Source organism: Streptococcus sp. SP8 (assembly GCF_030440045.1).
GTDB lineage: Bacteria > Bacillota > Bacilli > Lactobacillales > Streptococcaceae > Streptococcus > Streptococcus parasanguinis_I.
The window spans coordinates 65,503-86,913 of sequence record NZ_JAQFJL010000004.1 but is presented as its reverse complement, the minus strand read 5'-3'; the positions used below and the strand labels follow the sequence as shown (position 1 = coordinate 86,913).

Annotated in this window: 21 protein-coding genes; 8 read left to right on the top strand and 13 right to left on the bottom strand. The window is 42.9% G+C overall.

Going from position 1 to position 21,411, the window contains the following annotated elements:
• Nucleotides 1-173: 173 nt before the first annotated feature.
• Both scrK and PCY11_RS05395 read right to left on the bottom strand, forming a co-directional pair.
• Nucleotides 174-1,073 (bottom strand): fructokinase ScrK, encoded by a 900-nt coding sequence (gene scrK / locus PCY11_RS05400; protein ID WP_134974210.1) that lies wholly within the window; start codon nucleotides 1,071-1,073, stop codon nucleotides 174-176.
• 160 nt (nucleotides 1,074-1,233) lie between these two features.
• On the bottom strand, nucleotides 1,234-3,153 hold the full coding sequence (locus PCY11_RS05395) for a sucrose-specific PTS transporter subunit IIBC (RefSeq protein ID WP_301362566.1): 1,920 nt from the start codon (nucleotides 3,151-3,153) through the stop codon (nucleotides 1,234-1,236).
• Nucleotides 3,154-3,530: 377 nt separating this feature from the next.
• Between PCY11_RS05395 and PCY11_RS05390 the strand changes: the two genes are divergently transcribed.
• Both PCY11_RS05390 and PCY11_RS05385 read left to right on the top strand, forming a co-directional pair.
• Entirely contained in the window at nucleotides 3,531-4,985 is a 1,455-nt protein-coding gene (locus PCY11_RS05390) for a sucrose-6-phosphate hydrolase (protein WP_134974208.1), read from the top strand.
• Nucleotides 4,966-5,931, top strand: a complete 966-nt coding sequence (locus tag PCY11_RS05385; RefSeq protein ID WP_049471835.1) for a LacI family DNA-binding transcriptional regulator — start codon at nucleotides 4,966-4,968, stop codon at nucleotides 5,929-5,931. The genes PCY11_RS05390 and PCY11_RS05385 overlap by 20 nt, the downstream gene beginning before the upstream one ends.
• 70 nt (nucleotides 5,932-6,001) lie before the next feature.
• Here PCY11_RS05385 and nusB read toward each other — a convergent pair whose 3' ends face one another.
• The 7 genes from nusB to uvrA form a co-directional block, all read right to left on the bottom strand.
• On the bottom strand, nucleotides 6,002-6,433 hold the full coding sequence (nusB, locus tag PCY11_RS05380; RefSeq protein WP_003008602.1) for a transcription antitermination factor NusB: 432 nt from the start codon (nucleotides 6,431-6,433) through the stop codon (nucleotides 6,002-6,004).
• Entirely contained in the window at nucleotides 6,426-6,815 is a 390-nt protein-coding gene (locus PCY11_RS05375; RefSeq protein WP_003005404.1) for an Asp23/Gls24 family envelope stress response protein, read from the bottom strand. Before PCY11_RS05375 ends, nusB begins: the two co-directional genes overlap by 8 nt.
• A 36-nt stretch (nucleotides 6,816-6,851) precedes the next feature.
• Nucleotides 6,852-7,412 carry an elongation factor P gene (efp, locus tag PCY11_RS05370; protein ID WP_003005479.1) on the bottom strand — a complete coding sequence of 187 codons (561 nt, stop codon included), beginning with the start codon at nucleotides 7,410-7,412 and terminating at the stop codon, nucleotides 6,852-6,854.
• Between the two features lie 165 nt (nucleotides 7,413-7,577).
• Nucleotides 7,578-8,684: an SPFH domain-containing protein gene (locus PCY11_RS05365; RefSeq protein WP_301362565.1), complete on the bottom strand. Its 1,107-nt coding sequence runs from the start codon at nucleotides 8,682-8,684 to the stop codon at nucleotides 7,578-7,580.
• An 8-nt stretch (nucleotides 8,685-8,692) separates the two neighbouring features.
• Nucleotides 8,693-9,661: a TIM44-like domain-containing protein gene (locus PCY11_RS05360; protein WP_049474082.1), complete on the bottom strand. Its 969-nt coding sequence runs from the start codon at nucleotides 9,659-9,661 to the stop codon at nucleotides 8,693-8,695.
• A 56-nt stretch (nucleotides 9,662-9,717) separates the two neighbouring features.
• The gene (locus PCY11_RS05355; protein WP_301362564.1) at nucleotides 9,718-10,785 is read right to left on the bottom strand and encodes a Xaa-Pro peptidase family protein; all 1,068 of its coding nucleotides are present in this window, start codon (nucleotides 10,783-10,785) and stop codon (nucleotides 9,718-9,720) included.
• Entirely contained in the window at nucleotides 10,782-13,607 is a 2,826-nt protein-coding gene (uvrA, locus tag PCY11_RS05350; RefSeq protein WP_070466492.1) for an excinuclease ABC subunit UvrA, read from the bottom strand. The genes PCY11_RS05355 and uvrA overlap by 4 nt, the downstream gene beginning before the upstream one ends.
• Before the next feature lie 121 nt (nucleotides 13,608-13,728).
• Between uvrA and PCY11_RS05345 the strand changes: the two genes are divergently transcribed.
• Together PCY11_RS05345 and PCY11_RS05340 are read left to right on the top strand one after the other, a co-directional pair.
• The gene (locus PCY11_RS05345) at nucleotides 13,729-14,673 is read left to right on the top strand and encodes a magnesium transporter CorA family protein (protein ID WP_070466493.1); all 945 of its coding nucleotides are present in this window, start codon (nucleotides 13,729-13,731) and stop codon (nucleotides 14,671-14,673) included.
• 28 nt (nucleotides 14,674-14,701) lie between these two features.
• Nucleotides 14,702-15,379, top strand: coding sequence for a DUF1129 domain-containing protein (locus tag PCY11_RS05340; protein ID WP_013904094.1), 678 nt, complete (start codon nucleotides 14,702-14,704; stop codon nucleotides 15,377-15,379).
• 34 nt (nucleotides 15,380-15,413) lie between these two features.
• Here the strand turns inward: PCY11_RS05340 and PCY11_RS05335 are convergent, their stop codons facing one another.
• Nucleotides 15,414-15,935: a GNAT family N-acetyltransferase gene (locus PCY11_RS05335; RefSeq protein WP_070845646.1), complete on the bottom strand. Its 522-nt coding sequence runs from the start codon at nucleotides 15,933-15,935 to the stop codon at nucleotides 15,414-15,416.
• A 257-nt stretch (nucleotides 15,936-16,192) separates the two neighbouring features.
• On the opposite strand from PCY11_RS05335, the gene PCY11_RS05330 reads away from it, so the two are divergent.
• A protein-coding gene (locus tag PCY11_RS05330) for an IS3 family transposase (RefSeq protein WP_150906858.1) occupies nucleotides 16,193-17,541 on the top strand; the annotation gives its coding sequence in 2 pieces (ribosomal slippage) (nucleotides 16,193-16,643 and nucleotides 16,643-17,541; 1,350 coding nt in all).
• Between the two features lie 89 nt (nucleotides 17,542-17,630).
• Here PCY11_RS05330 and rpsR read toward each other — a convergent pair.
• The 3 genes from rpsR to rpsF are packed head-to-tail and all read right to left on the bottom strand — an operon-like array spanning nucleotide 17,631 to nucleotide 18,720.
• On the bottom strand, nucleotides 17,631-17,870 hold the full coding sequence (rpsR, locus tag PCY11_RS05325) for a 30S ribosomal protein S18 (protein WP_000068664.1): 240 nt from the start codon (nucleotides 17,868-17,870) through the stop codon (nucleotides 17,631-17,633).
• Between the two features lie 41 nt (nucleotides 17,871-17,911).
• Complete coding sequence (locus tag PCY11_RS05320; RefSeq protein ID WP_021153796.1) at nucleotides 17,912-18,409, bottom strand: single-stranded DNA-binding protein; 498 nt, start codon at nucleotides 18,407-18,409, stop codon at nucleotides 17,912-17,914.
• 20 nt (nucleotides 18,410-18,429) lie between these two features.
• Nucleotides 18,430-18,720 (bottom strand): 30S ribosomal protein S6, encoded by a 291-nt coding sequence (gene rpsF, locus PCY11_RS05315; protein WP_003005040.1) that lies wholly within the window; start codon nucleotides 18,718-18,720, stop codon nucleotides 18,430-18,432.
• Nucleotides 18,721-19,023: 303 nt separating this feature from the next.
• On the opposite strand from rpsF, the gene PCY11_RS05310 reads away from it, so the two are divergent.
• Genes PCY11_RS05310 through PCY11_RS05300 form a run of 3 tightly spaced genes read left to right on the top strand, consistent with a single transcriptional unit; the run spans nucleotide 19,024 to nucleotide 21,353 of the window.
• The gene (locus tag PCY11_RS05310) at nucleotides 19,024-20,076 is read left to right on the top strand and encodes a bifunctional glycosyltransferase family 2/GtrA family protein (protein ID WP_070846157.1); all 1,053 of its coding nucleotides are present in this window, start codon (nucleotides 19,024-19,026) and stop codon (nucleotides 20,074-20,076) included.
• Complete coding sequence (locus PCY11_RS05305) at nucleotides 20,063-20,965, top strand: phosphodiester glycosidase family protein (RefSeq protein WP_247919921.1); 903 nt, start codon at nucleotides 20,063-20,065, stop codon at nucleotides 20,963-20,965. The genes PCY11_RS05310 and PCY11_RS05305 overlap by 14 nt, the downstream gene beginning before the upstream one ends.
• The gene (locus PCY11_RS05300) at nucleotides 20,946-21,353 is read left to right on the top strand and encodes a hypothetical protein (RefSeq protein ID WP_049490889.1); all 408 of its coding nucleotides are present in this window, start codon (nucleotides 20,946-20,948) and stop codon (nucleotides 21,351-21,353) included. The genes PCY11_RS05305 and PCY11_RS05300 overlap by 20 nt, the downstream gene beginning before the upstream one ends.
• Nucleotides 21,354-21,411: the final 58 nt, after the last annotated feature.

The following is a 21,411-nucleotide window of genomic DNA, read 5'->3' as shown; positions in this document are numbered from 1 at the left end:
TCGTCGTCCCACCTCCGCACAGTTGAGTAGGGCTGTAAAAGCTGATGAAATCAGCGTAGTAGAGCCCACTCAACCACTGCGTCTTGCTCGACAATCCAAAAATAATTGAGAGGCTAGGACTTTTGTCCCAGCCTCCTCGCTCTTGTTTCTAACCTCTAAGAGACAATTGCTTCTTATTTTTTAAGCTTCTCGCTCACTTCTTTTGCAAGGACAAAGTTCCCCAAGGTCGCTGAACCATTGCCAGCAACTGCAGGTGTCACAATATAATCTCTCACATCTGGTACAGGGAGGTAACCGTTCAAGAGGGCAGTAAACTTCGTGCGAACACGATCTAACATATGTTGTTGAGCCATGACTCCTCCTCCAAAGACAATGACGTCTGGGCGGAAGGTAACTGTCGCATTCACTGCTGCTTGTGCGATGTAGTAGGCTTGAATATCCCATACATTGCTATTGAGTTCAATGTTTTCCCCACGAATACCCGTACGAGCTTCCAGACTAGGACCAGCCGCAAAGCCTTCCAAACAGCCATTGTGGAAAGGACAAACACCCTTGAATTCTTTTTCCACATCCATTGGGTGTTGAGCCACATAGTAGTGTCCCATTTCTGGGTGTCCAGCTCCCCCGATAAACTCACCACGTTGGATGACACCAGCTCCGATTCCTGTTCCGATTGTATAGTAAACCAAGTTTTCGATATGACCACCCGCGTTATTGCGTGCGACCACTTCTCCATAGGCAGAACTATTCACATCTGTCGTGAAATAGATAGGTACATTCAAGGCACGGCGGAAAGCCCCAACGATATCTACATTGGCCCAATTTGGTTTTGGAGTCGTTGTGATGAAACCATAAGTGTTTGAATTTGGATCGATATCAATTGGTCCAAATGAACCAATCGCAAGCCCAACTAGATCCTCAAATTTTGAGAAAAATTCAATACACTTATCAATCGTCTCAATTGGCTTGGTTGTTGGAAATTGTACTTTCTCAATCACATTATAGTTTTCATCACCAACTGCACAAACAAATTTTGTACCGCCAGCTTCCAAACTTCCATATAATTTTGTCATGTTGGCTCCTTTTTTATTATGAAAAATATCCTGTATTTATTATAGCATATTTTGTAGTCAATCTTTTTCTCTTCTCTAAAGAAAAAACACACCTTTTTTTGAGAAATAAAATTCAAGGACTGGAGATGATAGACCAGTCCTTGAGAACTTATTATTTCGATTAAGCTTTGACTTCGATGATCGCATCACCCTTCGCAACAGATCCAGTTGCAACAGGTGTGACAGAAGCAAAGTCAGCCGTGTTAGTGACGATCACCATAGTTGTGTCTTCAAGACCAGCTGCGGCAATTTTCGCTGCATCAAATGTACCAAGGACATCACCAGCTTTGACTTTATCGCCTTGAGCTACTTTTTGATCAAATCCTTCACCGTTCATTGATACTGTATCAATACCAACGTGGATCAAGATTTCAGCACCATTAGCTGTCTTCAAACCGTAAGCATGACCAGTTGCGAAAGCAATAGTTACTTCAGCATCTGCTGGTGCATAGACAACGCCTTCAGTTGGTTTGATGGCAATTCCTTGTCCCATCGCTCCACTTGAGAAGACAGGATCATTCACATCAGCAAGTGCTACAGCACTACCAACGATAGGAGAGATGATGGTTTCGTCTTGAAGAGATGCTGGAAGAGCTCCAGTTGTTTCTTCTTCAATAATTGCACCAGCTTCTTTATCCTCTGCAGGAACTGATGAAGCTTCATCTTCATAACCAAACATATAAGTCAAACCGAAACTTAGTGCAGTTGTAAATACAACCATAAATACATATTTCAATAATTGACCATTTAGATAGAGAAGTGTACCTGGAATAATTGTAATACCAAATCCTGTACCAGCCAGATTTAACATAGATGCAATCCAACCACCTACAGCACCTGCTCCCAAAGCAATAACGAATGGTTTCACATAACGCAAGTTCACCCCGAAGATTGCAGGCTCAGTAATACCTAGCAAAGCAGAAATAGTTGCTGGGAATGCTAAAGCTTTCACTTTTTGAGATTTAGATTTTACTGCCACTGCTAAAGTAGCACCAGCTTGCGCAGTCATAGCTGCTGTAATGATTGCATTAAATGGATCTTTTTTATCTGCAGTAATTAATTGTGATTCAAGAAGATTAAAGATATGATGGACGCCAGTAACGACAATCAACTGATGAACCCCACCGATAAGAAGCCCTGCAAGTCCGAATGGTAAATTTAAAATAAACTTAGTTGCATTCAGTACATATTCTTCAATGCTGTGGAAGAATGGACCAATAATAAACAAAGCGAGGAATGACATGATTGTTAATGTGAATAATGGAACCAATAACAAATCTAAGACATCTGGAATTTTCTTATGGAGCCACTTTTCAAGTTTCGCACCAATTAGACCAACGAAGAAAGCGGGAAGAACTGAGTTCTGGAATCCAACCACATGATGGAAGATACCAAAGTATGTTGCTGCTTTAGAAGGATCTTCCGCTACAACCCACGCATTTGGAAGTGTCGGACTAACCATCATCAAACCAATTACAATCCCAAGAACAGGATTTCCTCCGAATACTCGGAACGCAGACCATGAAATCAAGGCTGGGAAGAAGGCAAACGCGGTATCAGTTAAAATTGTTGAATAGGTATAAAAATCAGTAGATTTAAATGCGTCTGCTGTTGTACCAAACAAAGCCAAAACCTGGTCTTGAGCAATGGCACCACGAATCCCCATAAACAATCCAGTCGCAACAATTGCTGGTAGAATTGGAACAAAAACGTCTCCAAAGGTACGGATCGCGCGTTGGAACCAGTTTCCTTGTTTAGCGGCTTCTGCTTTCATTTCATCTTTTGATGATGTTGGTAAGCCAAGAGCTACTACTTCATCATAGATCTTGTTTACAGTACCAGTACCAAAGATGATTTGGTATTGACCTGAGTTAAAGAAAGCACCTTGTACTTTTTCAATGTTCTCAACAACATCTTTGTTGATTTTTGATTCATCTTTTACCATCACGCGAAGACGAGTCGCACAGTGAGCAACACTGCTAACGTTCTCAACCCCACCGATTGCATCGATGACCTGCTTTGCAATTTCTGTATTTGACATTTTGCAAAAATCTCCTTATTTTTTGTAATGTAAACGGTTAAATCGTTTCTACGTTTTTAATTGTACCACGTATTGAAAATATGTCAAGCGTTTTGCAGGATTTTTTTGAAACTTTTTTGGACTTTTTGACACCTTTTGACAGTATGAAACTATTTTCATTTTAAAACAGGCCTGTACTACGCTTTTTAGCACTTTAAATCAGACTTTTATTTTCATTTTCTTTCATATTTTCATAAATTTTCAACTTCTCCTCTTTTCTTCAGGCTGCAAAATAGCTGTCAATCGTTTGACATTTTTTGCCATTTTTTTCATTTATCGCTTGCATTTTTAATAGGAAATCGGTACTATGGAAGTAAGAAAAAATTCGGAGGAATAAAATGGAATGGACAACTGAACGTCGTTACAGACGTTACGAAGACTGGACAAAAGAGGAAAAGCAAGCCATCCAAGATCATATGGCCAAATCTCCTTGGCATACACACTATCATGTTGAGCCAAAAGCTGGTCTCTTAAATGATCCTAACGGTTTTTCCTACTTTGATGGAAAATGGATCTTGTTTTACCAAAATTTCCCATTTGGTGCAGCCCATGGGTTAAAATCATGGGTACAAACAGAAAGTGAAGACTTGGTTCATTTCAAAGAAACTGGTGTAACGCTTCTTCCAGACACAGATCTGGATAGCCATGGAGCTTATTCCGGATCAGCCATGCAGTTTGGTGACAAACTATTCTTATTCTACACCGGAAATGTTCGTGATGCAGAATGGGTTCGTCATCCTTACCAAGTAGGTGCTTTGATGGATAAAGACGGCAAGATTGAAAAAATTGACAAAATCTTGATTAATCAACCGGCTGACTCTACGGATCACTTTCGTGACCCACAGATTTTTAATTTCAAAGGTCAATTCTACGCTATCGTTGGTGGTCAAAACCTTGAGAAGAAAGGATTCATCCGTCTCTATAAGGCTGTAGATAACGACTATTCCAACTGGGTTACAGTCGGTGACTTGGATTTTGCAAACGATCGGACAGCTTATATGATGGAATGTCCCAACCTAGTCTTTGTAGGAGACCAACCCGTTCTCCTATACTGCCCTCAAGGCTTAGATAAAGCCGTTCTTGATTATGACAATATCTATCCAAATATGTACAAGATTGGGGCAAGCTTTGACCCAGAAAAGGCCAAAATGGTTGATGTATCTGAATTGCATAATCTCGACTATGGTTTTGAAGCCTATGCGACTCAAGGATTTAATGCTCCCGATGGACGTGCCTATACTGTTAGCTGGCTAGGTCTTCCAGACGTTTCTTATCCAACGGATTCCTATGACTACCAAGGAGCTCTCTCACTGGTCAAAGAATTAACCATCAAAGATGGCAAGCTCTACCAATACCCAGTTGAAGCCATCAAAGACTTGCGCGCTGAGAGTGAGGAATTTGCCAACAAGGCACAAACCAAGAACTGCTATGAATTGGAATTGCAGTTTGAAAAGGATAGCCAGAACGAAATCGTCCTCTTTGCCGATGCAGAAGGAAAGGGCTTAGTTCTCACATTTGATCTGGCTAAAGGATTGGTCACAGTCGATCGTAGCCAGGCTGGTGAGCAATATGCCCAAGATTTCGGTACGAGCCGTAGCTGCACAATCGCTAACCAAGCGACAACCGCTAATATTTTTATTGACAATTCGATATTTGAAATCTTTATCAATAAAGGAGAAAAAGTATTTTCTGGTCGGGTCTACCCACATGCAGATCAAAATGGAATCTTGATCAAGTCTGGAACCCCTACTGGAACTTACTACGAACTTGATTATGGTCGCAAAGCTAACTGATGTCGCCAAACTCGCCGGTGTCAGCCCTACTACTGTCTCACGGGTCATCAATAAAAAAGGATACCTGTCTGAAAAAACGATCCAAAAAGTCCAAGAAGCCATGCGAGAATTGGGCTATAAACCTAACAATGTTGCTCGTAGCCTCCAAGGAAAATCAGCCAAGTTAGTCGGCTTGATCTTTCCCAACATCAGCAATGTTTTCTATGCTGAATTAATCGACAAACTAGAGCACCAACTCTTCAAACACGGCTATAAAACCATCATCTGCAATAGTGAACACGACTCCGAAAAAGAGCGCGAATATATTGAGATGTTGGAGGCTAACCAGGTAGATGGCATCATTTCAGGAAGTCATAATTTGGGCATTGAAGATTACAACCGGGTAACTGCTCCTATCATTGCTTTTGACCGCAACCTCTCCCCAGAAATTCCGGTTGTCTCTTCAGACAACTACGCTGGCGGGGTGCTTGCAGCAGAAACTTTAGTAAAAACCGGAGCCCGAAATATTATCATGATCACAGGGAATGACAACTCCAACTCCCCAACAGGCTTGCGTCATGCGGGGTTTGCATCGGTTCTACCTGAGTCCATGATCATTAATGTTTCCAGTGATTTCTCCCCTATTCGCAAAGAAATGGAAATCAAACAGATTTTAACCCACCACAAACCAGATGCCATTTTCGCCTCCGATGATTTGACGGCGATCTTGATCATGAAAGTCGCTAGAGAATTAGATATTCAGATTCCCCAGGATTTGAAAGTGATTGGTTATGATGGAACCCAGTTCATTGAGACCTATACACCTGAACTGACAACCATCCAACAACCCCTCGAAGACATTGCTATCCTCATGGTGGATCTTTTACTCCAAAAGATCGAAGGAAAAAAAGTAGCGACTACCGGTTATTTCTTGCCCGTTAGTCTCCACTCTGGAAAAAGTGTCTAAAAGCAGTATCCCCTCAGTAGAAACTGTGGGGATATTTTTCACAAAAAAAGAGCCATCGGCTCTTTTTTAATTATTCTTCTGTCACAAATTGACTGAGGACACCGTTGACAAATCGTGAAGAGGTTTCATCTGAAAAGGCCTTGGCCAATTCCACCGCTTCATTGACTGCGACGATCTGTGGTGTATCAAACTCTGTCATTTCGTAAATTCCCAGACGAAGGATGTTTTTCTCTACCAAGGTCAAGCGCTCAACAGTCCAGCCGGTTTTCAAATGTTGACCGATTTGCTGGTCCAGTTGATCTTTGGATTGGTAGACACCCGTCACGAGATTCATGAGAAAGGCAGGAAGATCGACTTCTTTGTCTTCTGCTAGGTCCTTATCATGTAGATAAGCAAAACGACAAGCTTCAACAATGTCTCCATCGTATTCCAAGGCCATCAAGGCTTGGAAGGCGCGCTCACGCAAATCTCGACGTGATTCTAATAAAATTTCATCAGTCATTGAGGAAGTCCTCATTAAACAAATCTTTCAAGTCTGGTTTTGGAGATTTTTCCGTTGCGATACCAACAACGTGAATGTTGACAGCATCCAAGGTTACATCTGCCATATCATAAACTGCAGACTTGACCGCTTTTTGAATGGCTACAGCGACAGATGGTACAGCCACTCCGTATTCTAAATAGAGATAGATGTCTACTGAAACTTGACCATCTTCTTCTGTATGAAGGTAGACGCCACGTCCAAGGGAGCGTTTGGATAAGCTATCTGAAACACTCTTGTTTTCAAGCGAATAGACACCCTCTACTTTTGCTGTCGCAATCGCAATAATTTTTTCTAATACACGTGGTGCAATAACGATGTCACCAAATTGTTCAGTTGCCATAGAAGTTCCTTTCTATTTGACACCCTGAGATGTCTCTTATGCACGAGAAACGTAAGTTCCTTCAGTAGTGTTAATGACCAATTTTTGTCCAGCTTCGATGAAGTCAGGAACGTTTACGACCAAACCAGTTTCCATTGTAGCAGGTTTACCAGAACCAGTCACTGTAGCACCTTTGATAGATGGTTGAGTTTCTGCAACAGTTAATTCAACAGTTGTAGGAACTGTTACACCGATGACTTCGCTTCCGTAGAATTGAATTTTTACTTCTGAGTTTTCAAGGATGTAAAGCAATTCTTGTTCTACGTTCACAACTGGAATTTCATATTGGTCATATGTTTCCGTGTTCATGAAGTAGGCTGTATCATCCATTTTGTACAAGTATTGAGCTGGAACAGTTTCGATAATCGCTTGTTCAAATTTTTCTTCTGGACGGTAGCTAGTATCAAATGTTGAACCAGTACGGACATCACGCAATTTCATACGCATGATAGTGTTTCCTTTACCTGGTTTGTGGTGGCTAGCTTCCAAAACGCGGATCAATTTTCCGTCAGCTGTTTCAAAAGTCATACCAGCTTTCAATTTACTTGCTTCGATCATGTTTTATTACCTCTTTTTTAAAAATAGATTACTCTTTATTGTAACACACTATTTGATTTTTCTCAAACAGCAATTTTCTCTTTTTAGGAAGGCTAGAAGGCGGAGAGAGATTGTAGGAACGAGTCCTTAGAATCTCTACATTTCCACCACCAGCTTCACAATTCCTTATTGGTCTACAGGCACAATATTGCCATCAGCATCTTTGGTGACATGGACATATTTTCCATCTACTTCAATGTAGAAGGTTTTGGGCTTGTCTTGAGCTGGAGAGGCTTGCTTTTGAAGGTCATTGCCAAGTGCTTGACCCAAGTTCATCCCCATAATCATGTTCATGCCATTGCCACCTTCATTTTTAGCAGCTGCGACCAAGGCCTCATTGCGAGCACGACGCTCTTCGATTTCAATGGTATTGTACTTCATCGCTGCCAATTCACTGTCCAGTTTATTGACCTTGGCCATACTGTCTGCATCGTAGCTCAAATCTTCGATGAGGACATTGGTTAATTCGATACCATATAATTCTGTCCACGTTTTGTTGACTTCGCGTTTTGCAACTTCATTGAAGACATCTTGGTCCGCATTGATATTGTAGATGTCTGCCTTATTTTCAGCCGTATATTTTGAAATGGCCACTGCAATTTTTGGTGCTAGATTTTGGCGCAAGGTTCCCTGAGCCACATCTTCCAAGGTAAATGGCTTATCTGCAGTGATTTGACGACTGACTGCACTGATGTAAAAGAGTACAGGATCTGCCACTTTAACATCATAAAGACCATAAAAACGAATGCTAAGAAGTTGTTGGTAACGGTCGCTAAAGTACTCAACTGGATTTTGAGTGCCAAATTTATTTCCTGTAAAAGGTTGCATCCGCACAAAAATAATTTCTTGTTGGGTGACCACTTGGCCTCCAAATGAGAAACGATTCTTGAACTGATCCCACGTTCCTTTCACACCACCCTTTTCAAACAACCAGGCATTTTCACCGGCTTGCCATTCGTGACTCCCTGCTTCTAGAAGGTCTCCTAGAAACGTTCCATTATTGACCAAGAGAGCAACATAGCCTTGGGGAACAATGACAACAGAGCCATCTGTCAATAGACCCGTATTTTGGTTGCTCTGACGAGAGCGCCCATCTGGATCTTTGGTCAAGAGCTGTCCCTTAATGGCCAAAGCTGTTGCTGGAACAGCTTCCGGCAAGGTAATGGCTTCCTTAAATTTACTATCTTGAAAACTTGAAATGCCCGCTGAAAGGGCTGCTTTAATAAATCCCATACATTCTCCTATCTGTAGAATTCAATTTCATCCACAACTTCGTAGACATCCAAGACCCAATCTTTTGGATTGTGCTTCAAGGATGCTTGGCAATATTCACACTTGTCGATTGAATCGATCGTTAGTGGCGCACCACAGTTCGGACAGTGATCACTAACGACTTCTGAATTCTTAATGATCTCTGTCTGGGCTCCATGTTCACGGAGGAAGACCATGCGGTAAACGGTAAAGAGATCTTTGGTTGGATCCCCTTCGATCACACGACCCGTTTCATCATTTCGAATGTAATCTCTCATCGTCGAAGACAGAATGACTTCAATGCGGTCATTGCCTTCTGGATTTTCGATAAAGTCTTTGATCTTCGAATCTTCCACACATACGCGCTCTAGAACATTGGTTGTTTTGGCACGAATATGCTCTTGTAACTGCGTCAAGTGCTGCTCATAAAGACTCGTACTTTCTAAGTTCCGCACAGAATTCCAATCTTTTTCTGTCCAGGCAGACTGCAATTGAAGATAAACCAGCTTAACTTGCGACAAGAAGCGGTCTTCATCAAACATTGGATCCAGTTTACGGATGCGGCGAATCGCTTCATAGTTGTTCTCAATTGGTCGACCCGCCCGTTCTTCGGTTGTCCGTTTTGGACCACTATTTGAATAGGACGAATCATCACTCTCATTAGCCTCTTTTGCAATATTATAGACAAATCCAATCAATCCAATGATGGCGACAACTGCTACCGCCCCACCAGAGTCTGATCCAGAACTAGAACTGTAGCTACTGGATCCACCAGACCAGCTACTGCCACCAGACCAGCTACTTCCCCCTCCAGACCAGCTACTACCACCACCACCGCCAGAATGAATAGTGCTACTACCACCACTATGCGTATTGCCGACACCAGCATGAGCAGAAGGAGCAAATGCAAATAGAAGGGCTACTAGAAGAATTCCCAATACTAAAATTCGTTTTTTCATAGGCCTCTTTTCTTATCTTTGTTTGTTACACAGGGGTTAAGAAAATACTGTCTATTTTATAGGACAATCAATTCTTTAGGAGCAAGAGTCAAGACTTCACAGCCTGTTTCTGTGATCAAGAGGTCATCTTCGATCCGCACACCTGAGAGGCCTTCAATATAAATCCCAGGCTCATCTGTTAAAACCATCCCTGCTTGAATCGCTTCTTTAGACGTTTGGCTGAAGTATGGTTCTTCGTGGATATCTAGCCCAATTCCATGACCGATTCCATGCGTGAAGTATTGTCCATAGCCGGCTGCCTCGATCACATCACGTGGAATTTTATCAAAATCACGGAAGCCAAGTCCATCTTTAGCCGCATCAATCAAGGCTTGATTGGCTTTCAAAACGGTTTCGTAAATTTCTCTTTCCTTGTCGCTGACATGACCCGCATAGATAGTCCGTGTCATATCGCTGACATAGTGGTCATACAAGCAACCAAAATCAAGGGTCAAGGCATCTCCTGCTGAAATGGCCCGATCACTTGGAGTCGCGTGAGGCATGGCAGAACGTTCACCAGCTGCTGAAATAATATCGAAAGATACACCAGAAGCTCCCAACTCCCGCATTCTAAAGTCGAGGAAAGTCGCTGCTTCCAACTCTGTCGTTTTCCCTACCTTGATATAGTCTAAAATATCATGGAAGGCTTGGTCAGAGATGCTACAAGCTTTTTTAATCGCCGCAATCTCGGTCTCATCTTTAATCAAGCGCAATTCCATGACAAAGTTCGCTAGGGATTGAAGGCTAATACCACTGAAAACAGAAGCCATGCGGGCATGGTAGGCCACCGTCACTTCATCCTCAAAACCAAGTTCTTTGATTCCAAGGTCCTTAACGATCTCTGCAGCTGCAGTCAACTCATCGCGGGTTTCCACAATCTCTACAAAGGGGAAACAAGTCGCATGGGCATGGATGGTGTAGCGCGAATCTGTAAAGAGTACCACGCGTTCTTCTGTCACCAAAGCGGTCCCGTTTGAACCCCAGAAATTGGTTAAATAATAAACATTTTTCAAATTGTTAATCAATACCGCTTTGAGGTTTTGGGCTTTCATTTTGTTTCTTAAGTAGCTGATCCGTTGATTCATTGTAATTTTCCTTTCAAATATTGTCCTGTGTAGCTAGCAGGATTTGCTGCTACTTCTTCTGGTGTTCCGGTCGCAATAATGGTTCCACCACCGACACCGCCTTCTGGTCCTAAATCGATGATATGATCTGCTGTCTTAATAACATCTAAATTGTGCTCAATCACAAGGACTGTATTGCCATCATCCACAAACCGCTCTAAGACTTTGATCAAGCGAGAAATGTCTTCGGTATGGAGTCCGGTCGTTGGTTCATCCAAGATATAGAAGGATTTTCCTGTAGAGCGCTTGTGCAATTCAGAAGCCAACTTCATTCGCTGCGCTTCCCCACCTGAAAGGGTGGTCGCTGGTTGCCCCAGCGTTACATAGCCCAAGCCCACATCTTGGATGGTCTTGAGTTTGCGTTCAATTTTTGGAATGTGCTTGAAGAATTCGACTGCCTTATTGACCGTCATATCCAGAACTTCTGCGATATTTTTTTCCTTGTAGTGGACTTCGAGGGTTTCACTATTGTATCGACGTCCATGGCAGACCTCACAAGGGACAAAGACATCTGGCAAGAAGTGCATTTCAATCTTGATGATCCCATCTCCTGAGCAGGCTTCACAACGCCCACCCTTGACATTGAAACTAAAGCGGCCTTTTTTATAGCCCCGAATTTTGGCTTCATTGGTCTGAGCAAAGAGATCACGAATATCATCGAAGACGCCTGTATAGGTCGCTGGATTGGAACGAGGAGTCCGACCAATCGGGCTTTGATCAATGTCGATCAAGCGATCGATATGCTCAATCCCCTGAATCGTCTTGTATTTCCCTGGTTTTTCCGAATTGCGGTTGAGCTTTTGAGCGATGGCTTTTTTCAAGATGCCATTGATCAAGGTCGATTTTCCAGAACCGGAAACTCCAGTGACTGCGATGAATTTTCCTAGAGGAAAGCGTACTGTGATGTCTTGTAAGTTATTCTCACTTGCTCCTGTAATTTCAATAGAGCGGCCATTTCCTGAACGGCGCTCTGTTGGAACCGGAATCTTGCGCTTGCCGGACAAATACTGGCCAGTGATGGATTTGCTGTTGCGTGCCACCTGCTTTGGAGTTCCTGCTGCAACGATCTCTCCCCCAAAGACACCGGCACCTGGGCCGACGTCGATCAGGTAGTCTGCCTCTCTCATGGTATCTTCATCATGTTCGACGACGATCAAGGTGTTGCCTAAATCGCGCATCTTCTTGAGACTGGCAATCAGGCGGTCATTGTCCCTTTGATGGAGGCCGATAGACGGCTCATCCAAGATGTAAAGGACACCAGAGAGGTTGGAACCGATCTGGGTTGCCAAGCGAATGCGCTGGCTTTCTCCACCTGATAAGGTCCCAGCCGATCGTGACAGGGTCAAGTAATTGAGCCCCACATTGTTTAAGAAGGTTAAGCGATCCTTAATCTCTTTTAGGATCGGTCTTGCAATCGTAGCTTCATTGTCCGTTAAGATCAGCTGGTCCACGGCTTTTAAGTGGTCCGCAATCGATAGATCTGACACTTCCCCGATATGCATCCCCTTTTCTCCTCCGACACGAACAGAGAGAGCCTGGTCATTGAGACGGTAGCCATGGCAGGTCGCACAGGTCAATTCGTTCATATAAGAGCGCATTTGGTTGCGGGTGAAATCACTATTGGTCTCACGGAAACGACGGTGAATATTGTTTACGACCCCTTCAAAAGGAATCTCGATATCCCGAACTCCACCAAATTCATTTTCATAGTGGAAGTGGAATTCCTTGCCATTTGACCCATAGAGGACCAAGTCCTTTTCTTCTTGAGAAAGATCAGAAAACGGCTGGTCCATATCAACGCCAAAATGGATCATGGCCTGCTCCAACATCTGTGGATAGTAGTTGGAAGAGATCGGATTCCAAGGAGCGAGGGCTCCTTCGCGAAGGGTTAAGCGATCATCTGGCACCACCAAATCTAAATCCACCTCTAGCTTAATACCCAGCCCATCACAATCTGGACAAGATCCAAAAGGCGCATTGAAAGAAAAGAGGCGGGGCTCTAATTCAGGAACGGTAAAGCCACAGACTGGACAAGCATAATGCTCAGAAAAGAGCAATTCCTTGCCATCCATGGTATCAATCACCACATAACCATCCGCAATCCGAAGAGCTGCTTCAATCGAATCAAAGAGCCGCGAGCGGATGCCCTCTTTGATCACGATTCGGTCCACAACTACTTCAATCGTGTGCTGCTTGCTTTTAGATAGTTCTGGAACCTCTGTCACATCATAGATCTCACCATCGACCCGCACCCGGACATAGCCGTCTTTTTGGACTTTTTCAATGATATTCTTGTGCTGGCCTTTTTTCTTGCGAATAATAGGAGCTAGAATTTGCAGGCGTTGGCGCTCTGGTAATTCCAAGACTTGATCGACAATTTGCTCAACCGAAGAAGCTGTAATCGCTCCATGCCCATTGATACAATAAGGCGTCCCTACACGCGCATAGAGCAAGCGCAGGTAGTCATTGATCTCTGTTGCCGTCCCCACTGTAGAACGGGGGTTTTTGCTGGTCGTTTTTTGGTCGATGGAGATAGCTGGACTCAAGCCGTCAATGGAGTCCACATCTGGTTTTTCCATATTTCCCAAGAATTGCCGGGCATAGGCCGATAAGCTCTCCACGTAGCGGCGCTGACCTTCTGCATAGAGGGTATCAAAGGCCAGACTGGACTTTCCAGAACCAGACAAACCCGTCACCACGACTAATTTGTCCCGTGGAATTTCCACATCTATATTTTTTAAATTATGGGCGCGTGCCCCATGAATGACAATTTTATCTTGCATGTTCTTACTCTAATCACCTTTTTGTTAACCTCCATTATAACAAATTTTTTAGTATTCTTTTATCCAAAACCGTCCTTTTTCTGATATAATGTTAAGGTGTAAAAAAACAAGGGGAGGCACCATGAAACAGGTCTTTTTATCGACAACGACTGAATTTAAGGAAATAGAGACGCTGGAACCTGGTAGCTGGATCAACCTTGTGAACCCTTCTCAAAGTGAATCGATGGAAATCGCCTCTGCTTTTAATATCGATATTGCCGACTTACGGGCACCACTCGATGCGGAAGAAATGTCCCGTATGACCATCGAAGATGAATATACCTTGATCATCGTCGACGTTCCCATCAAGGAAGAGCGGAACAATCAGACCTACTACGTGACCATTCCGCTAGGGATTATCCTGACAGAAGAGGCTATTATCACGACTTGCTTGGAGAAATTGCCGCTTCTCGATATCTTTATCAACCGACGCTTGCGGAATTTCTATACCTTTATGCGGTCACGCTTTATCTTTCAGATCCTCTATCGTAACGCTGAACTCTACTTGTCAGCGCTTCGTACCTTGGATCGCAAAAGCGAGCAGATTGAAAGTCAATTGCACAAATCAACGCGTAATGAAGAGCTGATTGAGTTGATGGAGCTGGAAAAAACCATCGTCTACTTTAAAGCCTCTCTGAAAACCAATGAGCGCGTGATCAAGAAATTGACCAGCGCTACAAGTAACATCAAGAAATACTTAGAAGACGAGGATCTGTTGGAAGATACCTTGATCGAAACCCAGCAGGCCATCGAGATGGCAGATATTTATGGAAATATCCTGCACTCCATGACCGATACCTTCGCATCGATTATCTCCAACAACCAGAACAACATCATGAAAACTCTGGCTCTCGTTACCATTGTCATGTCCATTCCAACCATGATCTTTTCGGCCTACGGGATGAACTTCAAGGACAATGAGCTTCCGCTCAATGGCGAACCCCATGCCTTCTGGCTGATCATTATCATCGCCTTTGCCCTGACCGGGTCTCTCGTCGTCTACCTCATCCATAAAAAATGGTTCTAACACCTACTAATAACACTAAGGAGTATTTATGTCTCAATTTGATTTGAATCAACTAAGCAAGAAAAATCAAGAATTTATCCGTATCGCCAAACACCAATTGCTTGAAAATGGAAAGACAGAGGAAGAAGCAGAAAGCCTCATCCAGGAAATTCTACCAGCTATCCATGAAAACCAAGGAAAAGGAATTCCGGCACGGACCCTTTTTGGAGCTCCAACTGTATGGGCGAACTCTTTCAGCGAGAAAGAACGCTATGAAAAAGAGCATCCGAAATTAAACGATGCCCCCTCTCTCATGATTTTGGATTCCTTCCTCTTTATCTTTGGAGTCTTTGCTGCGATTAGCGCCTTTATGAACTTGGTTGCACCTCGTCGTACTGGCTATGGTTTGATCACCTTAATCCTTGGAAGTTTGACAGGGGCTCTGCTCTTATACCTCATGTACTACTTCTTCTATCAGTATATGGATGGTACCAAAGATCGTAGCGAGCGTCCTTCTCTTTGGAAATCTATGCCGATTCTTGTTGGAGTCATGTTCCTTTGGGTCATTGTCTTGTCCTTTACTTCCTTACTCCCACAGGTTCTCAACCCAACTATTCCAGATGTCCTTGCCATCGTTTTAGGAGCTTTAGCACTTGTCCTTCGCTTCTACCTCAAGAAACGCTTTAATATTAAAAGTTCGAGCACAGCACCAGCAACTCGACGCTAAAAAGAAACGGATGAAGTTTTCATCCGTTTTTGTTTTACTGTATTTCCCTGTTCAATCTTTTTGAAAAATAGAGGACTAAGTCATCATTGTTTTCACAAGAACTGTAAGGGGCCAAGGAGTGATCCCTAAACCAAACCCCAGATCCATCTGGGATATAGCCCCGTTTGACATACAGTCTTTGAGCTGGACCATAACCCGAGTGTAAACCAACCCCTAAAGTAACAATCTCTGATAGTAGCCAGACTCTTTTTTCTGCCTCCTCTAAGAGTTGATTCCCAATCCCTCGATTTCTAAATGGTTCAAAAACATTAAAATCAGATAGTTCAGGATAGACTCCCACGAAAGGGCCGTGCTTGGCAGCAGGCAATATAGTGATATAGCCTGCCACAAATCCATCCGACTCAGCTACTAATACGTCCCTCTCTCTATTCTCCTGCTCCTGAAAATAGCTAGTCAAGATATCCTCTCTACCCGGCCACCCTTGGTGGATAAAAGCTTGAGAGATCCCTTCAATATCATACTCCATCATGTTTCTGATGATTGTGCATTCCTTCATGTTGCGCTCCTTGATACCTTTCTCCCCATCATTATAGCATAATTAGAGCTTGGGAAAGGTCAAAGAGCTTCACACGGACCTAACTCACTATCATATTTCTATGCTCGCAAAAAAGATCCAAAAGGGTCTGAAAAAGAGGTCCACTGGACCTCAACTCGCTCTTACATTTCCAGGCTCGTGAAAAAAAGACCCGTTAGGGTCTGAACCGCACCCCAAAAGTTAGACAGAAAAAATCTAACTTTTGGGGTGTTTTTATTATGAAATTGACATATAAGGATAAAGTTCAGATATATGAACTTAGAAAACAAGGGCGAAGCTTCAAAGAGCTTTCAAATATATTCGGGATAAATATTCCTAATCTTAGGTACATGATTAAATTGATTGATCGTTACGGTATAGAGTTCGTCAAAAAGGGGAAGAACCGTTATTATTCTCCTAAATTAAAACGAGAAATTATTGATAAAGTTCTGCTTGAAGGTCGTTCTCAAATAAGGGTGTCTCTAGATTATGCTCTCCCAAACCAAGGAATGCTTCCAAATTGGCTGGCACAATACAAGAAAAATGGGTATACTATTGTTGAGAAAACAAGAGGGAGAGCACCTAAAATGGGACGCAAGCCAAAGAAAAAACCTGAAGAAATGACAGAGTTAGAACGTCTTCAAGCAGAAAATGAATACCTGAGAGCGGAGAATGCTGTTCTAAAAAAGTTGAGAGAACTCCGATTGAAGGAGGAAAAAGAGCAAGAAGAAAAGCGGAAATTGTTCAAGGATTGGTAACAGAGTTTTCTTTAGATATCCTTCTAAAGATTATTAAGCTTGCCCGTTCAACTTATTATTATCACTTAAAACAGCTGGATCAAAGCGATAAGGATGAGCAAGTTAAAGCTGAAATTCAGTCAATTTATACTGAGCATAAAGGAAATTACGGCTATCGTCGCATGACTCTAGAATTACGAAATCGTGGCTTTGTAGTGAACCATAAGAAGGTGCAGCGTCTTATGAAAGTACTTGGTTTAACGGCTCGAATTCGCCGTAAACGGAAGTATTCTTCATACCAAGGAGAGGTTGGCAAGAAAGCAGATAACCTTATTCAACGTCAATTTGAAGCAACCAAACCAATGCAAAAGTGCTACACAGATGTGACAGAATTTGCCATTCCAGCAAGCAGTCAAAAGCTTTATTTATCACCAGTTTTAGATGGCTTTAACAGCGAAATTATCTCCTACAATCTTTCTACTTCGCCTAACTTACAACAAATGAAAGCTATGCTAGAACAAGCCTTTACAGCGAACCATTACGAAAATACAATTCTCCATAGTGACCAAGGATGGCAATACCAACACGATTTCTATCATCATTTTTTAAAGAATAAGGGAATCCAACCATCTATGTCACGTAAGGGAAATAGCCCAGATAACGGTATGATGGAATCTTTCTTTGGCATTCTTAAGTCTGAAATGTTTTATGGTTATGAGAATACGTTTCAGTCACTTGAGCACTTGGAACAAGCTATTGTCGACTATATTGATTACTACAACAACAAACGAATTAAGGTAAAACTAAAAGGACTTAGTCCTGTACAATACAGAACTAAATCCTTTGCTTAAATTAATTGTCTAACTTTTTGGGGTCAGTACAGTCTTACTCGCTTTTTTATTTTCAAGCTCGTGAAAAAGAGGTCCACTGGACCTCTTTTTTAATCTTCGTTTACGAAAGGCATCAAAGCCATTACGCGAGCGCGTTTGATAGCTGTTGTTACTTTACGTTGGTTCTTCGCTGAAGTTCCAGTTACACGACGAGGAAGGATTTTCCCACGTTCTGAAACGAAACGGCTAAGAAGCTCAGTATCTTTGTAATCGACATATTCGATTTTGTTTGCTGCGATGTAATCAACTTTTTTACGGCGTTTGAATCCGCCACGACGTTGTTGAGCCATGTTTAATTCTCCTTTATAGTTTTAATTCGTTAAACCCATTCTTAGAATGGAAGATCGTCGTCTGAGATATCCATTGGATTGGCTCCAAATGGATTTTCTTCACGACCAAAGTTTGGCGCTGCATTGCTTGGTTCAGATCCACCAAAGCTTGGGGTTGAGTTTCCAGCAAAACCACCGTTGCCTGATGAATAGCCACCACCTGCATGCCCTTCGCGTGCTGCACGGCTTTCCAATAGTTGGAAGCTGTCTGCTACGACTTCAGTGACATAAACACGTTGACCTTGCTGGTTTTCGTAATTACGTGTTTGAATGCGACCGGTAATCCCAATCAAAGCACCTTTCTTAGCCCAGTTGGCTAAGTTTTCTGCTTGCTGACGCCAGATCACACAGTTGATGAAATCGGCTTCGCGCTCTCCATTTTGACTCTTGAAGTTGCGGTTGACAGCTAAGCTGAAAGTAGCAACTGCTTGATTGCTTGGAGTGTAACGAAGTTCAGCATCACGGGTCATACGACCGACAAGTACAACATTGTTAATCATAAGTCACCTCTGATGATTTCTTACGCGTCAACTTTTACGATCATGTGACGAAGAATGTCACCGTTGATTTTTGAAAGACGGTCGAACTCGTTAAGAGCTACAGCGTCGTTCGCTTCAACGTTTACGATGTGGTAAAGTCCTTCACGGAAATCTTGGATTTCGTATGCAAGACGACGTTTTTCCCAATCTTTTGATTCAACAACAGTTGCACCGTTGTCAGTCAAGATAGAATCGAAACGTGCTACCAAAGCGTTTTTAGCTTCTTCTTCAATGTTTGGACGAATAATATAAAGAATTTCGTATTTAGCCATTGATAATGTTCCTCCTTTTGGACTAATGACCCCCTGTCTTTGCAAGGGGTAAGTGAGGTTTACTCACAAGAAACTATTATACCAGACTTTTCGAACAAAGGCAAGAATTATCTTTAGGATTTGAAAAATGATTCTGGACGTCCCCTTCGAGAAAAAAGAAAAAAATGTCCTAAAAAATGACATTTTATAGAAGAAACCCCTCCCCTTCTTTCTCCTCTTTCCTTAAAGAAAACTGATATCAGTTAGCTTTAAGCTTGAGTCTTTATACTAGCTACAACAAATCTCAAGAAACGAGGAACGATTATGAATTATCTTATCATCCCCGCCTATCAACCGGATCTGAATCTTGTCAAACTGGTTCGCTTAGTCCACGCTAAGAGCGATCTCCACATCATCGTGGTCGACGATGGGAGTGACGCTGACAAGAAAGTGATTTTTGACAAATTGGACGGTCTTGCGACAGTTCTGACTCATGAGCACAATCAAGGAAAAGGGCAAGCTCTCAAAACTGCTTATGCCTACATCCTAGAAAGAGGCACCTATGGAAGCATTGTTACAGCTGATGCAGACGGTCAGCACAAAATTTGGGATATTTTCAGGGTTGTTAACCAATCTCAAGAGCATCCTAGAACACTTATTCTAGGAGCACGCGCCTTCTCTGGAAAAGTTCCTTTGCGTTCTGCTTTCGGAAATAAATTGACTCGTTTCTTGTTTAAGCAACAAACAGGGGTGGTGGTCAGCGATACCCAAACGGGCTTACGGGCTTTCACTACGAATCTCTTGCCTTTCATGCTTGAGGTTGACGGTCAGCGTTATGAATATGAAATGAATGTTCTCCTCGCATCAAGCAAGTCCTTCCCCATCGTGGAAGTTCCCATCGAGACGGTCTACATCAATGACAACGAAGGCTCCCACTTCCGACCTATTCGAGATGGCCTCATGATCTACAAGGACATGTTCAAGTTTGCCCTCTCCTCTCTGAGTAGTTTTATCGTTGACTATCTGGTCTACGTCTTCTTCCTTTTCGTGATGATGGCCGTGCCCATTAGTCTACGTATTCTCCTAGCCAATGGGATCGCTCGTGTGACGAGTTCCATCTTTAACTACTCGACCAATAAGCACCTGGTCTTTAAGAATAAAGATAGTGTCGCTAAAACTGGAAGTGGCTACTTTGGTCTAGCTCTTGGCCTCTTTATTCTCGATACGCTCTTGATTCGACTCTTCTATACTGCTTTCGGGCTCAATCTCCTGATCAGTAAGATTGTCGTCGGCTTCCTCCTCTTTCTGGTCTCATGGGTGATCCAGAAAAAAGTGATCTTCAAAGAAAGGACTGCTCCCCACCATGAAATTCTTTAAAAAATCCTACACCTATGCTGCCTGCTTTGGCCTTCTTTTGACCAGCAGTTTTAGCTACTCGATGCTCAAGACCTTTGTCTTATCTGATGCCATCCAAACCGTAAAAACTACGACTACGGACACCAAGGCAGCCAAAAAAGCAGCTGCATCGGCTACAACGACCGATACTAGCTATTCAGATGACAATATCCAGGTGAGCCTCACAGAAAAAACGGTTGAAAATACCCAGGTTTACATTGCAGATATCACAGTCAGCTCATCTGACTACCTCAAAACAGCCTTTGCACAAAACACTTACGGAACCAACGTGACTGCTAAGACCTCTGTCACAGCTGCCAACAACAGTGCCATTCTAGCAGTGAATGGTGACTATTACGGGGCTAACAGTACAGGATACGTCATCCGAAATGGAGTGGTCTACCGTGATACCGTTCGGGAAGATTCAAGCAATGGTGACCTAGCCATTTACAAGGATGGATCCTTCAAAATTATCTATGAAGATGAGATCTCAGCGGATCAATTGGTCAAAGACGGGGTCGTCAATCTCCTCGCTTTCGGTCCTTCCTTAGTTGAAAATGGAGAAATTACCGTCGATACCAACTCAGAGGTCGGGCAATCTATGGCGTCTAATCCACGGACAGCGATTGGAATCATCGATGAAAATCACTACATTATCGTCGTGTCAGATGGACGGACTTCAGAAAGCCAAGGCCTGTCTCTCTACCAATTAGCCGAAGTGATGAAGTCTTATGGCGTTAAAACAGCCTACAACCTGGACGGGGGTGGATCTTCTACACTTTACTTCAATGGCCAAGTTATTAATAAACCAACAACAAATGGTACTATCTCAGAAAGGGCGGTGAGTGACATTGTCTACATCGGTTACTAATCCTATCAAACAACGGTTGAAAAAAACGATTCTCTGGTACACTCTGATTTCAGCTTTCTTCTTTGTCGGAAGTCGCATCTATGAACACTTTAGTTTTGGCGAAACCTCTGCCTTCATGCACTACCTCTTCTTGATTCCTTTGATCGGTGGCGCCCTACTAGTGGCTCTACAGTTGATGGTGAAAGGCTTCTCTCGACTGAGTCTCAATCTTTGGAATTCAGGAGTGGCTACCCTAACAGCCGGAGCCCTCTACCGAGGGATTGTCAACCTCTCTGGTCGATCTACCACAATGGATCAACCCTATTATTACCTTGGAGTTGCCTTTCTAGCACTAGCTCTGATCAGCCTCTTCTTTGTCCGCAGTGTCTGGGTGGAGAAAACAGCCTAAGATCAAAAACGTCCGTTTCTTAAAAGAACGGACGTTTTTTAGGGTAAGTTAACGGATG

Coding starts and splice junctions, on each gene's coding strand:
- scrK (WP_134974210.1), bottom strand. CDS start 1,073: ATGACAAAATTATATGGAAGTTTGGAAGCTGGCGGTACAAAATTTGTT.
- PCY11_RS05395 (WP_301362566.1), bottom strand. CDS start 3,153: ATGTCAAATACAGAAATTGCAAAGCAGGTCATCGATGCAATCGGTGGG.
- PCY11_RS05390 (WP_134974208.1), top strand. CDS start 3,531: ATGGAATGGACAACTGAACGTCGTTACAGACGTTACGAAGACTGGACA.
- PCY11_RS05385 (WP_049471835.1), top strand. CDS start 4,966: ATGGTCGCAAAGCTAACTGATGTCGCCAAACTCGCCGGTGTCAGCCCT.
- nusB (WP_003008602.1), bottom strand. CDS start 6,433: ATGACTGATGAAATTTTATTAGAATCACGTCGAGATTTGCGTGAGCGC.
- PCY11_RS05375 (WP_003005404.1), bottom strand. CDS start 6,815: ATGGCAACTGAACAATTTGGTGACATCGTTATTGCACCACGTGTATTA.
- efp (WP_003005479.1), bottom strand. CDS start 7,412: ATGATCGAAGCAAGTAAATTGAAAGCTGGTATGACTTTTGAAACAGCT.
- PCY11_RS05365 (WP_301362565.1), bottom strand. CDS start 8,684: ATGGGATTTATTAAAGCAGCCCTTTCAGCGGGCATTTCAAGTTTTCAA.
- PCY11_RS05360 (WP_049474082.1), bottom strand. CDS start 9,661: ATGAAAAAACGAATTTTAGTATTGGGAATTCTTCTAGTAGCCCTTCTA.
- PCY11_RS05355 (WP_301362564.1), bottom strand. CDS start 10,785: ATGAATCAACGGATCAGCTACTTAAGAAACAAAATGAAAGCCCAAAAC.
- uvrA (WP_070466492.1), bottom strand. CDS start 13,607: ATGCAAGATAAAATTGTCATTCATGGGGCACGCGCCCATAATTTAAAA.
- PCY11_RS05345 (WP_070466493.1), top strand. CDS start 13,729: ATGAAACAGGTCTTTTTATCGACAACGACTGAATTTAAGGAAATAGAG.
- PCY11_RS05340 (WP_013904094.1), top strand. CDS start 14,702: ATGTCTCAATTTGATTTGAATCAACTAAGCAAGAAAAATCAAGAATTT.
- PCY11_RS05335 (WP_070845646.1), bottom strand. CDS start 15,935: ATGAAGGAATGCACAATCATCAGAAACATGATGGAGTATGATATTGAA.
- rpsR (WP_000068664.1), bottom strand. CDS start 17,870: ATGGCTCAACAACGTCGTGGCGGATTCAAACGCCGTAAAAAAGTTGAT.
- PCY11_RS05320 (WP_021153796.1), bottom strand. CDS start 18,409: ATGATTAACAATGTTGTACTTGTCGGTCGTATGACCCGTGATGCTGAA.
- rpsF (WP_003005040.1), bottom strand. CDS start 18,720: ATGGCTAAATACGAAATTCTTTATATTATTCGTCCAAACATTGAAGAA.
- PCY11_RS05310 (WP_070846157.1), top strand. CDS start 19,024: ATGAATTATCTTATCATCCCCGCCTATCAACCGGATCTGAATCTTGTC.
- PCY11_RS05305 (WP_247919921.1), top strand. CDS start 20,063: ATGAAATTCTTTAAAAAATCCTACACCTATGCTGCCTGCTTTGGCCTT.